12 protein-coding genes are annotated in these 13,586 nt (G+C 71.7%); 5 read left to right on the top strand and 7 right to left on the bottom strand.

Annotated elements, in window-relative coordinates:
* Positions 1–49 precede the first annotated feature (49 nt).
* A complete protein-coding gene (locus BM393_RS10910) occupies positions 50–1,171 on the top strand; it encodes a mechanosensitive ion channel family protein (protein WP_091724783.1) in 1,122 nt (373 codons plus the stop codon).
* Between the two features lie 172 nt (positions 1,172–1,343).
* Here the strand turns inward: BM393_RS10910 and otsB are convergent, their stop codons facing one another.
* The 4 genes from otsB to BM393_RS25730 all read right to left on the bottom strand — a co-directional run bounded on the left by otsB (position 1,344) and on the right by BM393_RS25730 (position 5,319).
* Positions 1,344–2,129: a trehalose-phosphatase gene (otsB, locus tag BM393_RS10905; RefSeq protein ID WP_091724782.1), complete on the bottom strand. Its 786-nt coding sequence runs from the start codon at positions 2,127–2,129 to the stop codon at positions 1,344–1,346.
* Entirely contained in the window at positions 2,126–4,417 is a 2,292-nt protein-coding gene (locus BM393_RS10900) for a trehalose-6-phosphate synthase (protein WP_091724781.1), read from the bottom strand. Before BM393_RS10900 ends, otsB begins: the two co-directional genes overlap by 4 nt.
* Entirely contained in the window at positions 4,414–4,980 is a 567-nt protein-coding gene (locus BM393_RS10895; RefSeq protein ID WP_141225294.1) for a hypothetical protein, read from the bottom strand. Before BM393_RS10895 ends, BM393_RS10900 begins: the two co-directional genes overlap by 4 nt.
* Positions 4,981–5,106: 126 nt before the next feature.
* A complete protein-coding gene (locus BM393_RS25730) occupies positions 5,107–5,319 on the bottom strand; it encodes a hypothetical protein (RefSeq protein WP_175538128.1) in 213 nt (70 codons plus the stop codon).
* A gap of 138 nt (positions 5,320–5,457) precedes the next feature.
* On the opposite strand from BM393_RS25730, the gene BM393_RS10890 reads away from it, so the two are divergent.
* The 3 genes from BM393_RS10890 to BM393_RS10880 all read left to right on the top strand — a co-directional run bounded on the left by BM393_RS10890 (position 5,458) and on the right by BM393_RS10880 (position 7,861).
* Positions 5,458–6,450, top strand: coding sequence for an SDR family oxidoreductase (locus BM393_RS10890; protein ID WP_217648416.1), 993 nt, complete (start codon positions 5,458–5,460; stop codon positions 6,448–6,450).
* A 206-nt stretch (positions 6,451–6,656) separates the two neighbouring features.
* Positions 6,657–7,301, top strand: coding sequence for a PAS domain-containing protein (locus BM393_RS10885; protein WP_091724778.1), 645 nt, complete (start codon positions 6,657–6,659; stop codon positions 7,299–7,301).
* Entirely contained in the window at positions 7,298–7,861 is a 564-nt protein-coding gene (locus BM393_RS10880; protein WP_091724777.1) for a hemerythrin domain-containing protein, read from the top strand. The genes BM393_RS10885 and BM393_RS10880 overlap by 4 nt, the downstream gene beginning before the upstream one ends.
* A 13-nt stretch (positions 7,862–7,874) precedes the next feature.
* On the opposite strand, the gene BM393_RS10875 is transcribed toward BM393_RS10880, so the two are convergent.
* From BM393_RS10875 to BM393_RS10865, 3 genes are all read right to left on the bottom strand, one after another.
* The gene (locus BM393_RS10875) at positions 7,875–9,368 is read right to left on the bottom strand and encodes a type II toxin-antitoxin system HipA family toxin (RefSeq protein ID WP_091724776.1); all 1,494 of its coding nucleotides are present in this window, start codon (positions 9,366–9,368) and stop codon (positions 7,875–7,877) included.
* Positions 9,365–9,685, bottom strand: coding sequence for a helix-turn-helix transcriptional regulator (locus BM393_RS10870; RefSeq protein WP_091724775.1), 321 nt, complete (start codon positions 9,683–9,685; stop codon positions 9,365–9,367). Before BM393_RS10870 ends, BM393_RS10875 begins: the two co-directional genes overlap by 4 nt.
* A gap of 160 nt (positions 9,686–9,845) precedes the next feature.
* Complete coding sequence (locus BM393_RS10865; protein WP_091724774.1) at positions 9,846–11,267, bottom strand: sorbosone dehydrogenase family protein; 1,422 nt, start codon at positions 11,265–11,267, stop codon at positions 9,846–9,848.
* A gap of 182 nt (positions 11,268–11,449) precedes the next feature.
* Here BM393_RS10865 and BM393_RS10860 point away from each other — a divergent pair, with 182 nt between their 5' ends.
* Complete coding sequence (locus BM393_RS10860; protein ID WP_091724773.1) at positions 11,450–13,582, top strand: TonB-dependent receptor domain-containing protein; 2,133 nt, start codon at positions 11,450–11,452, stop codon at positions 13,580–13,582.
* The last annotated feature ends 4 nt before the right edge of the window (positions 13,583–13,586 follow it).

Raw genomic sequence — 13,586 nt, 5'->3', positions numbered from 1 at the left:
GGCAAGCGGGCGGCCCGGCGTCGGAACGGGACTTGCCGGTCCGGGCCGCATGCAAGCCTGGAAGACCCGATTCAACGTCCTCGATGCCGACCTGCTGTTGTGGGGTCAGTTGTTGCTCGGCGCACTGGCCGTGGTGGCGGGCGCGCTCCTGCTGCACGCGATCCTGCGGCCGATCGCGCTGCGGCTGACCCGCTTCTCGCCGCTGCTGACCGCGGTGGTGAAACGCTGCGACAACCCCGCGCGCTGGGCATTGCCGCTGATCGGCCTGCTGATCGCCGCCCAGGGCGTGCCCGATACCGTCGCCGGCATCGGCGGCGTGCAACACCTGCTGGGCGTGCTGACCATCCTCGCGCTCGCGGCCGTCGGCGCCGGGGCGATCACCGGCGTCGCGCAGGGCGTGGCGCTGATGCATCCGGCCGACGTCGAGGACAACCTCGCGGCACGCCGCATCCAGACCCAGACCAAGGTGCTCGCCCGCGTGGCCAAGGGCGCGGTGATGCTCACCGCGCTGGCCTTCGTGCTGATGACCTTCCCCCGCGCGAAACAGGTCGGCGCCAGCCTGCTGGCCTCGGCCGGCATCGCCGGCCTCGTCTTCGGCCTGGCCGCACGCTCGGTCTTCGGAAACCTGCTCGCCGGCCTGCAGATCGCCATGGCCCAACCCATCCGGCTCGACGACGTGCTCATCATCGAAGGCGAATGGGGACGGGTGGAGGAAATCACCTCCACCTACGTCGTGCTCAAGGTCTGGGATGAACGCCGGCTCGTCATCCCGCTGCAATGGTTCATCGAACACCCGTTCCAGAACTGGACGCGCACCAGCGCCAGCATCCTCGGCACCGTCATGCTGTGGGTCGACTTCACGCTCCCAGTCCAGGATCTGCGGGAGAAGGCCATGGCGATGTGCAAAGCTTCAGCCCACTGGGATGGGCGCGTCTGCGGCGTGCAGGTCGTCGAGACCACCGAGCGCACCATGCAGATCCGCGTGCTGGTCAGCGCGAAAGACTCCGGGAAAGCCTTTGACCTGCGATGCGAGTTGAGGGAAGGGCTCATCGCCTGGCTGCAGAAAACCTATCCGCAGTCGCTGCCCAGGGTGAGGGCGCTTGTGGAAGACGTGCCAGCGCCGGCGGCACCCGTCATCAAACCCTCGTTGCCGCCGTCGCCGGCGCCTTGAAGGGGCTGGTTCTGCGGAGACCGAGCGCCGCTCAGTCCGACCGGGTCCCCTTTTCTCCATCTCCCTCCTTTGGCGGCCGCCCCGGCCGCCAAATTCCCTCCTTAAGTTCCGAAAAGGGGACCCGGTCGGACTGAGCCCGTTGCACCGACGTCCTGCGACGTCACGTGCGGCGTCAGGGGTGCGCGTAGGAGCCGGAGCTGTCGAGGTGCGAGAGCATCAGGCGCAGGACGTCGTCGATCTCCGACTGCTCCTGCAGGTAGTAGCGCGCGTGGCTGTGGTCCAGGCGAGGACCGATGCGCACCGTCACCCAGTCGTCGCCCGCACGCTCGAAGGCAGGCTCGTCGTTGGTGTCGTCGCCGACGTAGAAACCAGCCTCGGCCCCATAGCGGCGGGCCAGGCGCTGCATGGCGTCGCCCTTGTCCGGCGCGTTCTCGACCAGGATGTTGACGACGCGCTTGCCAGGCTCCGCCTCGATGCCCGGCGGCAACTCGCGCATGAGCGTTGCGATCGCCTCGCGCGCCAGCACCGGGTCGGGCGCCAGGCGGTAATGGATGGCGAGCGAGGCACCCTTGTCCTCAATGGTCGCGCCCGCATCGGCCAGCATCGGCGCCAGGCGCCGCGCCCGTTCCCGGAAGGCCTCGAGCGTGGTGACCAGGCGCGGGTCCGGGCCGTCGAACTCGTCCTCCGCGCCGTGGTTGCCGACGATGTGCGTGGGCTTGAAGCCGAGCCGGTGCCGGACGTCCAGGACCTGGCGGCCGCTGACGACCGCGATCGGCACGCGCTCCGCGAGCCGCGCGAGCAGGGCCGCCGTGCGCGCCGGGATGCGCGCCTCGTCCGGATGCATGACGATGGGCGCGAGCGTGCCGTCGAAATCGAAACCAAGCAGCGGTCGGCGGGTCATGAGGCGGGCGAGCGCGGCGCGGCCCTCCGCGTCGAGCAGGTATCGCACCGGCTTCATGGCGTGAGGGCCTCCTCGCCGGACTCGCGCGCACGGCGCTGCACGCGCCGCGTGATGCGCTCGCGCAGCCGCCACTGGCCGGCGTCCGTCAACATGCGGCCGGCCCAGCGGTAGACGTTGAACTCGCGCACCGTCATGCGCAGGCTGGCCATGCGCTCGCGCTGCTCCTGCGGCGGCATGGTGGCGGCGCGGTGCAAGGCATCGGTGGTTTCCTCGACGTGGTACGGGTTGATGACCAGCGCCTCCGGCAGCTCGCGCGCGGCGCCAGCGAAGCGGCTGAGGATGAGCACGCCCTGGTCGTCGTCTCGCGCGGCGATGAATTCCTTGCAGACCAGGTTCATGCCGTCGTGCAGGCTGGTGACGACGCACATGTGGGCCGCGCGGTAGAGCTCCATCAGCGCGGAGTGGTCGTGGTGCTCGGCCAGCAGCAGCACCGGCTTGTAGCCCGCGCCGCCGAAGCGCAGGTTGATGCGCTCGGTGACGCGGTGGATGCGGTCCTGGAACTCGCGGTATTCCTCCAGCGCGCTGCGCGTGGGCGCGGCGACCTGCACGAGGACGAAGCGGCCCTGCCACTGCGGGTACTTCTCGAGCAGGCGCTCGACCGCGTGCAGCCGCTCCAGGATGCCCTTGGTGTAGTCGAAGCGGTCGACGCCGACCGCCATGACGGTGTCAGGCGCCAGTCCCAGCCGCTCGAAGACCGCCGCGCGCGCGTCCGCCGGCGAGGGCCAGCCGGCGCGTTCCTCGTCGGTCGGCCAGGCGATGGAGATGGGGTAGCTCTGCACCAGCGTGGGCTCGCCCTGGTAGCTGATGGTGGAGTGCTCGTGCTCGATGCGGGCCTCCAGGTAGCGGTCCACGGTCTCGGTGAAGTTCTTGCAGTGGAAGCGGGTGTGGAAACCGAGGATGGTGCTGCCCAGCATCCCCTGCAGCAGCTCGCGCCGCCATGGGCAGATGCCGAAGGATTCGGGGTTGGGCCAGGGGATGTGCCAGAAGGTGATGATCGTGGCCTTGGGCAGCTTCTCGCGCACCATCGCCGGCAGCAGCGCGAAGTGGTAGTCCTGCACCAGGACCACGGGGTCGTCGCCGCGCGCCTCGGCGACGACGGCGTCGGCGAAGCGCTGGTTGACCGCGCGGTACTGCGCCCAGTCGGATTCGCGGAAGACCGGTCGCACATGGGCGACGTGGCACAGCGGCCAGAGGCCTTCGTTGGCGAAGCCCTGGTAGTAGCCGCGCTCTTCCTCGTCGCTGAGCCAGATGCGGCGCAGCACGTACTCCTGCGTGTCGGGCGGGACGGCGACGCGGTCGTTGGCGTCGACGACGTCCTGGTCCGCGCTGCCGCTGCCGTGCGCGATCCAGGTGCCGGAGCAGGCGCGCATGACTGGCTCGACCGCGGTGACCAGGCCGCTGGCGGGCCGGCTGACCGAGATGCCGCCCGGGCCGCGCTGGTGGATGTAGGGCTCGCGGTTGGAGACGACGATGACCTGGTCGCCGCGCAGCTGCGTGCGCAGCAGGCCGCGCAGGCGGTCGGGGTCCCAGGGCGTGAGCGGGCCATGCTCGCGGTAGAGGTTGTCCTCGAGCTCGCGGATGTGCTGCCGGATCTCGACCTCCAGCGGCTGCAGCTCCGGCGGCGCGCTCTGCGGGCCACTGCCGTCGGAAGCGGCGCCGCCCAGCAGCGGCCGCACCAGGCCCTCGCCGCGCAGGATCGCGCGCATGCCGGAGACCCAGCCGCGCCAGCTCAACTGCGCCACGACCATCGTGATGCCCGCGACCGCCAGGCCCAGCACCGTGATGAAGATGATCATGTAGCGCCGCGTGTCCAGGCTGCGGCGGTCGGGCAGGCTGAGGTCGTGCAGCAGCACGAGGCGGTCGGAGTCGGCCTGCTGCGGATTGACGGGGAAGACGCCCACGTGCACCGCGCCGCTGGCCAGCTCCAGCCGCGGATCCTTGCGCGCGGCGGTGATCTCGGCCTCCTTGCAGCCCAGCGTGTCGGGGAAGCCCTTGGTGCTGAGCACCTGCGTGCCGTCGGCCGCGCACATGGCGATGCCCACCAGGCGCTCGTCGAGCACGCCGCGCTCGAGCAGGTTGCGCAGGCGGTCGCGCTTGGCGGTGGGATCGATGTCGGCGATGGCGACGGAGAGGGTCTTGGCGACCATCTCGCCGCGGGCGCTCAGGTCGCGCGAGAACCAGCGCAGCGTCATCCGGTCCAGCAGCGGCAGCGCCAGCAGCGCCGCGACGGTCAGCGTGATCAGCAGCGGAACCAGGAAACGGATCTGGAGATGCAGCGACTTCATGCCCGGCTGCCTGCGCGTCGGGGCGCAGGGTCTGCCAGGACGTCGAAGTCCTCGTCGTAGTCGCCGTAGTCGCTGTCGTTCTCAGCGTCCGCGCTGGCGCGGGGATGGTCGCGCAGCGCGTGCATGCCGCCCAGCGCCAGGCCGGCCGCGAAGCCGCCGTAGATCATCAGCAGGCTCATCGCCGAAGGTGGGCGCGTGCCGGCGGCGGTGGCGCGCTTGTCGGCGCCCGGCGTCAGCACGCTGGGCGTGACGACGCGGTCGACGCCGACCGCGACGGCCGTGAGCAGCAGCGCGTCGGTGACGGCGTTGCCGCGGGTGGGGCGGTCACGCAGGGCCCGCAGGCGGTCGTAGAGCGCGCCCCACACCAGGCCGGTGGCGGTGTGTAGCAAAAGGTTGGCGGCGGAGGATTTCAGCGGCGGACGGCCGACGCGGTACTCGGAACGACCGACCAGATGGGCATGGTCGGACCGGCTGCCGCGCAACAGCGCCAGCCCCGAGAACAGGCTGGCCAACACGCCGTCGGCGCATGCCCGGCGCAGCGCCGGGAGCAGCAATGCATTCAAAGGCGACTCCTGTGACAGAGGGAAACAAGCCCCTGTCATTGGCAATCGCCGTGCCGCCCGATGCTGGTGCGCGCCTCTCTCCGAACGCACCGCCCGCGATTCGCCCGCTCGCCCAGCCGCCCGAAGTCAGTTGATGGCGGTGGGCGGCGGCATGTAGGGCGGCTCGCGCACCGGGATCGGGTTTTCGCCGGGGATGGGCGGATCGATGACGTCGGGCGGCTGGTCGTCCGGCTCCGGCGTGGGGCCATGCGGCGGCGGCGGCACGAAAGGCACCTCGTTCGGATGCGGCGGGCTGGGCGGCACCGTGTGGGCGTGGAGCGGCGGAGCGAATGGCGTCATGAGCGGTCCTTGTGTCGCACGGGTGCCTGCAAGCGGCGCGCCCGGTTTCAAGTGGCGGCTTCGCCGCCATGGAGGCGCGCAGCCCGGTCCGGCGCTTGCCGAATCCCGGCATCGACGACCGTTCCCAAGGAGTACCCCATGACGACGAAGACCGCGAAGGACACCGTGGAGAAGCAGCAGCACGTGCAGCATCAGCAGGACGTCAAGGACCAGGAGAAGCAGGCCAAGGAAGCCGGCAGGAAGTCCTCGAAGGACGAGCCGGTGCAGGCCGGCGCGCGCGAGCAGCCCAGCCGCTTCCCCACGCAACACCTGGACAAGCCGGGCGAGGAGGGCGATCTCGACCTCGCGCCGCGTTTCCTGGCGCCCGACTACCGCGGCAGCGGCAAGCTCGAGGGCATGACGGCGATCGTCACCGGCGGGGACTCCGGCATCGGCCGCGCGGTGGCGGTGCTGTTCGCCCGCGAGGGCGCGGACGTGGCCATCGTCTACCTCAGCGAGGACGAGGACGCGCGCAAGACCGCCAGCCATGTGGAGGCCGAGGGCCGCCAGTGCGAGCTGATCAAGGGCGACGTGCAGGACCGGGAGTTCTGTCGGCAAGCAGTGCAGAAGGTCGTGCAGCGCTTCGGACGGCTGGACGTGCTGGTCAACAACGCGGCCTTCCAGGAGCACGCCGAGACGCTGGCCGACCTGACCGAGGAACGGCTGGAGCTGACCTTCCGGACCAACATCTTCGGCTACTTCCACATGGCCCAGGCGGCCCTGCCGCACCTGAAGCAGGGCGCGAGCATCATCAACACCGGCTCGGTGGTGGGCCTGCGCGGCAGCGCGACGCTGCTGGACTACGCCTCGACCAAGGGCGCGATCCATGCCTTCACCAAGTCGCTGGCGCAGAACCTGCTGCCGCAAGGCATCCGCGTCAACGCGGTCGCGCCCGGGCCGGTGTGGACGCCGCTCAACCCGGCCGACTCGCCCGCCAAGAAGGTGTCCGAGTTCGGCGCCACCAGCGACATGAAACGCGCCGCGCAGCCCGAGGAGCTGTCGCCGGCCTACGTCTACCTCGCCTCGCCGGTGTGCTCGGGCTACGTGACTGGCATCGTGCTGCCGGTGACCGGCAGCGTGGGCGCCATTTGAGGATCAGCCCGACGCCGCCTTCCATGCCGCCTTCGACCTTGGCTCCGACGCCGGTTCCCCCAGCGCGCTCCGAGCGGCGCGCCGGGGGGGCGATGCGCGGCCGCTGTCCCCGGATCGGGGACGGCACCGCGATTGCCCGGAGCCTGTCGAAGGCGGTTCCCCGCCCGCGCCACCCGCCCTCCGGAAGTTCCAAGGAGACCCGCCTCATGAACGACAAGGCCTTCGAGACGCCCTGGCACCTGGTGTGGTGCGCCGACGTCGCGAGTCAACGCCTGCTGCATGTCAGCGCCTCGGTGGAAGGGCTGCTCGGCCTGACCCCGCAGTCGCTGCTCGACGACCCGATCCAGTGGAACCACGCGGTGCTGCCGGCCGATGCCGGCGAGCTGCCGCGGCCGTTCTGCGCCGACGATCTGCCGCATGGCGACGGGCATGTGCGCGAGTACCGGATGATCGGCGCCGACCTGCACCTCTACCGCGTGCGCGACCGGCGCTTCCGCCGCCGCGATCCGCTCAGCGGCGAGTTGCGGACCCTGGGCGTGATCGAGGCACTCGGCGAAGCGCCGCTCGATGCGCAGGCGCTCGGGGAGTCGTCCTGGCAGCAGTTGTGGGAGGGGCCGGACGCCGCCTCGCCGCCCGCGCCAGGCCCGACCGAGGCGCCGAAGCGCTCCGAAGAAACCGCGCCCGCGGAGCCGCCCGCGCCCGGCCCAGAGCAGGCGCCCCATGAGCATCCGGACGATCCAGGCGTCCACCCCGACGGCCCCCGGCGCTATCACGACGACCACGCCACGCCGGCCAGGCAACGCCTGGCGCAGCCGCTGGCGGAGTGCCTCGAGCAAGGGGAACCGGCATGAGAGCCCATGTCCTGCCGAGGACCGAGTTCCGCGCCGACCTGATGGCGCGGGATGAGGTCGTGGCCCTCCTGATCGACGACCACCAGCGCGCGCAGCACGCCTTCCACCAGTTCGACCGGCTCTGGGCGCTGGGGGACCACGAGTCCTGCGAGGCGCTGGTGCGCCGCACCTGCGCGCTGCTGACGGTGCATGCGACGCTGGAGGAAGAGCTGTTCTACCCGGCGGTGCGCAAGTGTCCGGAGGTCGGCGCCGTGGAGCGCCGGCTGATCAACGAGGCCGAGATCGAGCACCTGGTCGTGCGCATCCTGATGTCGCAGTTGCGGCGCATGCGCGCGGACGACGCGCAGTTCGCGCCGCTGGTCGGCGTGCTGGGCCGCTACGTCAGCCATCACGCCAAGGACGTGGAGCAGGGCATCCTGCCGCGGCTGACGCATGCCTCGTCGGTGGACTGGTCGTCGCTGTCGACCGCGCTGCGGCGCCGTCGCGACGAGCTGGAACGGCAGTGGCGCGACGAACTCGCCCAGGAGAGCGCGGAGTACGAGCGGCAGCAGGACGCCTGAGCGTCCATGGGCCTCAGCCGGAGGCCGCCTCGCCGCCGGGGCGTTCGGCCATGGGGGCCGTCTGTGCCGAGGGGGATGCCTGTGCCGTCTGGACAGACTGGGCCGTCTGGGCCTTTGCGGCGGTGCGTGCCGCGCGTCGCGCCAGCGATGCCACCAGCTCATGCGCCTGGAAGTGCGCCAGCAGCCGCTGCTTCTGCTGCGCGGTCAGCAGGGACGCCTCGATCATTTCGGGCCAGTGCGCGAAGGCCGCCTTGACGCAGCGCGAGATCGCCTGCTCCGCCGGCTTGACCGGGATGCGCAGCCGGTCGCAGAAGGCCTGCAGCAGCGCCGGCGACATCGACTGCGGCGCCGTCGCCGCGCCTTCGGAAGCCCGCGCGGCCCGCGGCAGGTACTCCGGCGGCAGGATCAGCAGCGCATGGCCGCGCAGGCGGTGGTACACCGCGTAGGCGACCAGGTCGTAGGCCGGCGAGAGCGTCGGCGTGAGGCCGTCGAGGTAGCGCACGCCGAGGTTCTTCAGATGCATGTCGGCATTGCCGACCATCTCGTTGACCACCAGCCGGCGCAGCAGCTCGTGCACCGCCGGCTGCCCCATCGAGGGCTCGGCCATCAGCACCGCGGCGATGTCGAGGTAGGTCACCGGGCGTCCGTCGGGGCCACCGCCGTACTTGTCCTCCGGCATGCGGCCCAGGATCTGGGCGAAGTCCTCGACGTGGATGCGCCCGGCCGGCGAGCGGTCGAAGCGCGTCACCGCGAGGAAGCGGGTCTGCCCGGTCGCATCGCCGAGGTCGTAGCCATGCGGCAGGCCCAGGCGCTCCAGCGGCTCGAGCGCCGCGTCGCAGGTGTCCACGCCGGCCGCGCGCGCCAGGCGCAGCGTCAGGTCCTCGACCTCCGGCAGCAGCGGCTGCCCGACGACCGGCAGCTTGGCGATGATGTGGGTGTCGTGGTCCTTGGTGCGGCCGACGTAGCGGTCGCCATCGCGGATCACGCCGAGCTTGGGCTGCACGCCCGACAGCGACACGCCTTCCTCGAGCGGATCGGCGGTGACCGACATCTCCAGCGCGTCCTGGCCCTGGGTGACGTAGCGGGCGAGCTCGTCCCGCGACAACGCCACCGGCAGCGCGTGGACCTTGCCGGGCAGATCCTTGCCGCAGGCGGCCAGCATCTCGAAGTGGTCGGTCGGGGCGCACTGGCGCAGCGCGGCGACGTGGTCGCGGAACACGCCCTCGGGCAGCAGGTTCTGGAAGAAGGCCGGCAGCAGCCAGCCGTTCTTCGCGGAGTGGCGACCGTTGAAGCTGGCGGACCGGATGTCGCGCCAGACCGCCGCCTGCGCCTGCGGCGTGGCCGCGCGCATCGACAGCGACAGCGTGGGCATGACGGCGCCGGCGCGCGCGACCAGATCCTCGTCGGCGACGAAGCGGTTGGTGACCGCCGCGCCGGGCAGCGCGTACTGGAACAGCACGCCCAGGCGGAGCTCCCCCAGGTGGATGGCCAGCGCCTTGACGTTCATCGCGGCCCCTTGGCAGAGGGACCGGCGGGCGCGTGCAGCGCGTCCAGCGCCTCGGTGACGACGGACCGGACCGGCGGGCCGAGCTCCTCGCCCGCGCCCAGCGCCCGCGCCGCGCCCTTGGGCACCAGCAGCAACTCCAGGCCCAGCCGGTCGGCCAGGGCCATCAGCGTGGTGAGACGGAAGTCCTCTTCGCCGCTCAGCACATGGGTCAGCGTGCGCGGCGACACGCCGGACGATTCCGCCAGGCGCGCCTGCGTCCAGCCGTTGCGCTTGGCCGCGTCGCGCAGGGTGTCGGCGATTTCCGGGAGGGTGAGCATGGTAATGAATTGCTGATCGAAGGATAAACCGTAGTTTATTGCTAGATCGGTGTCAAGAAATCAGCAATATATTGCGCATAAAAATGAAAATGGCACCGAAGTGCCATTCTCAAATGCTGCCGTCGAAAGGGAAGGGCGCGACGGCGCGATGCGCGGCTCCTCAGCGGGAAGCCGGCGTGCTGGCCGCGCCGGCCGCGGCCGGGAAAGCCGCGCGAGGCCCGGCGGCGCCGGCCGCAGTCACGCGCCAGATCGCGTTGCCGACGTCGTCCGCCACCAGCAGCGCGCCCTGGCGATCGATCGCCACGCCCACCGGCCGGCCCATCGCCTGGCCCTTGGCGTCGAGGAAGCCGGTCAGCACGTCGATCGGCATGCCGCTGGGCTTGGCGCCGACGAAGGGCACGAAGACGACCTTGTAGCCCGCGGGCACCTTGCGATTCCAGGAGCCGTGCTGGCCGATGAACATGCCGTGCGCATAGTCCTGCGTCAGCTTGTTGCCGTCCGCCGAGGCCAGCCCCAGCGAGGCCGTGTGCGCGCCGACCGCGTAGTCCGGCACCAGCGCCTGCTCGACCAGCTCCGGCCGCTGCGGCTTGACCCGCTCGTCGACGTGCCGGCCGTACCAGCTGTAGGGCCAGCCGTAGAAGCCGCCGTCGCGCACCGAGGTGATGTAGTCGGGCACGAGGTCGTCGCCGAGCTCGTCGCGCTCGTTCACCGCCACCCACAGCGCCTTGCTGGTGGGCTCCCAGGCCAGGCCCACCGGGTTGCGCAGCCCCGAGGCGAAGACGCGCGAGGCGCCGCTCTGCAGGTCGATCTCCAGGATCGCGGCGCGACGCTGCTCGTTCTCCAGGCCGTTCTCCGCGATGTTGCTGTTGGAACCGATGCCCGCATAGAGCTTGGTGCCCTCGGCATTGGCGATCAGGCTCTTGGTCCAGTGGTGGTTGATCGTGCCGCCCGGCAGGTCCGCCACCTTGACCGGCGCGCCGGCCAACCGGGCCTGCCCGCTCGCGTAGGGGAAACGGACCACCGCGTCGGTGTTGGCGACGTAGAAGTTGTTGCCGATCAGCGCCATGCCGAAGGGCGAGTTCAGGCCCTCGGCGAAGGCGAAGCGCTGGTCGGCGACGCCGTCGCCGTCGGTGTCGCGCAGCAGCGTGATGCGGTTGGCGCTCTTGGGCGTGGCGCCGGCCTTCTTCTGGAACTGTTTGGTGATCCAGGCCTTGGGGCCCTTGCCGTCATCGGGGCGCTCCGGCGCGTTGGTCTCGGCGATGAGCACGTCGCCGTTGGGCAGCACATGCAGCCAGCGCGGGTGGTCCAGCTTGTCGGCGAAGCGCGTGACCGCCAGCCCGGGCGCCGCCTGCGGCTTGCCGCCCGCGGGCCAGCCGACCGCCTTGGCGACCTTGACCGTCGGCACCAGCGTCCTTTGCGGCTCGGGCAGCGTCGGGTTGGGCCCGTAGCCGGGCGGCGTGGCGGTCTGCGCCTCGAGCGCGAGCACGGCCTGATGGCCGAGCGCCGCGACGGCGGCGAGGGCCGTCAGCGCGAGGCCGGCGGCGGCTGGGCGCGCGAGGCGCCGGAAGGTGTTGTCGTTCATGCGGACTCCAGACGGGATCGGTCCGTGCGCGGACCGGGACGCCGCGTCCGGGCGCGGCACCTCGTGCGGTCCAGCAAGCGAGGTGCCCGGACCCGGCGCGCCTCGCCAGCCGCTGGCATCCCGATTGCTCCCTCGGGCGCCGGGCCGCGTATCGTCGCGGTCCGTCATTCACCGGGGACTTCATGCGATCGACGAGGGAATGGATGGGCGCCGCGGCGCTGTGGGGATGGGGACTGGCCGTGGCGCAGGGACAGCCGGCCGCGCTGCCGGCGGTGGTGGTCACCGGCAGCACGTCCGAGCGCGCGCTGCAGGACGCGCCTTACGCGGCGTCGGTGGTCGACGCCGACACGCTGCGCGGCGCCGGCCCCGGCATCCATCTGTCCGAGGCCCTGAATCGCGTGCCCGGCCTCACCGCCAACAACCGGCAGAACTACGCGCAGGACCTGCAACTCTCGTCGCGCGGCTTCGGCGCGCGGGCCCCGTTCGGCGTGCGCGGGCTGCGCCTGTACACCGACGGCATCCCGGCCACGATGCCCGATGGCCAGGGGCAGGTGACGCACTTCGACCTGGCCTCCGCCGCGCGGATCGAGGTGCTGCGCGGGCCCTTCACCGCCCTGTACGGCAACAGCTCGGGCGGGGTGATCGCGCTGGTGAGCGCGCCGGTGCGCGAGCGATTCGCGGAACTGGACCTGGACGCCGGCAGCGCCGGCCTGCGCCAGACGCGGCTCCAGGCCGGCACGCCATTCGGCGACGGCTGGGAGGCGCGACTGGGCGCGTCCCACCTGGAGGTCGACGGCAGCCGGCCGCACAGCGCGGCCAGGCGGACGCTGGCCAACGGGCGCCTGGCCTGGACCGGCGCGCGCGACCAGGTGCTGGTGATGCTCAGCGACATCGACCAGCGCGCGCAGGATCCGCTGGGGCTGACCGCCGCGCAGCTGGCCGCCGATCCGGACCAGACCGCGGCGCCTGCGACGCAGTTCAACACCCGCAAGAACGCCCGGCAGACGCAGCTCGGCCTGCGCTGGCGTCATCAGTTCGAGGCGGCAAGTCCGCTGGCGGAAAGCGTGCTGACGGCCTATGCGGGCCGGCGCGCGGTGACGCAGTGGCAGTCCATTCCGGTCGCCGCGCAGACGCCGCCGGGCAGCGGCGGCGGCGTGGTCGACTTCAGCCGCGACTACGACGGCATCGACGCGCGGGCGCTGTGGCGCGTCGGCGCGGCGACGCTGGTCACCGGCGTGAACACGGAACGCCAGGAGGACGACCGCCAGGGCTACGAGAACTTCGTCGGCAGCGGCGCGGCCCAGCGCCTGGGCGTCACCGGCGCGCTGCGCCGCGACGAGGGCAACGAGGCGATCACCCGTGAGGCCTACGCGCAGCTGGAACTGCCGCTGACGGCGACGCTGGACGCCAGCGCCGGCCTGCGCGCCGGTCGCGTGCGCCTGGCCGCGCGCGACCGCTTCCTGAGCAACGGCGACGACTCGGGCGCGATGCGCTACCGCTACGCGACGCCGGCCGTCGGACTCGGATGGCGGTTGACGCCGGCGCTGCTGCTGCATGCCGCCGTCGGCCGCGGCTTCGAATCGCCGACGCTCAACGAGCTCGCCTACCGGGCGGACGGGCAGGGCGGCTTCAACGCGGGACTGCGGCCGCAGAAGAGCATGCAGCAGGAACTGGGCGCCAAGTGGCGCGCGGGGACGGTCTCGCTGGACGCCGCGGTGTTCCATGTCGCGACGCGCGATGAGATCGGCGTGCTGTCCAACAGCGGCGGGCGGTCGAGCTTCCAGAACGTCGGTCGCACCCGGCGCAGCGGCGTGGAGCTGGCGGGCAGCTGGGACGCGACGCCGCGCTGGCGCGCCCAACTGGCGCTCGGCACGCTGAAGGCGCGCTACCGCGATGGATTCCTGACCTGTGTCGGCACGCCCTGTCCATCCGCGAACGTGGCGGTGCCGTCCGGCAATCGCATCGCCGGCACCCACGGCGGCAGCGCCTACGCCGAGCTGGCCTGGCGGCCCTTCGAGACGGCGCGCGACGGCGAGTGGGCGGTCGAATGGCGCGGCGTCAAGCGCACCGCGGTCAACGACCTCAACAGCGAATGGGCCGCCGGCTACGGCGTGCTCAACCTCCGGGCCCGTCATGGCTGGACCCTCGGTGCGCTGCGCGCCGAGCTGACCGCCCGCATCGACAACCTGGCCGACCGTCGCTACGCCGGCAGCGTGATCGTCAACGACGGCAACGGCCGCTTCTACGAGCCGGCGCCGGGCCGCGCCTTCTGGCTGGGCCTGTCGCTGCGCGCCGCGTCGCCGGGCGGCGGCTGATCCG

It is taken from the genome of Mitsuaria sp. PDC51 (assembly GCF_900113225.1).
Lineage (GTDB): Bacteria > Pseudomonadota > Gammaproteobacteria > Burkholderiales > Burkholderiaceae_C > Roseateles.
This window is presented reverse-complemented; position numbering and strand designations above follow the sequence as displayed.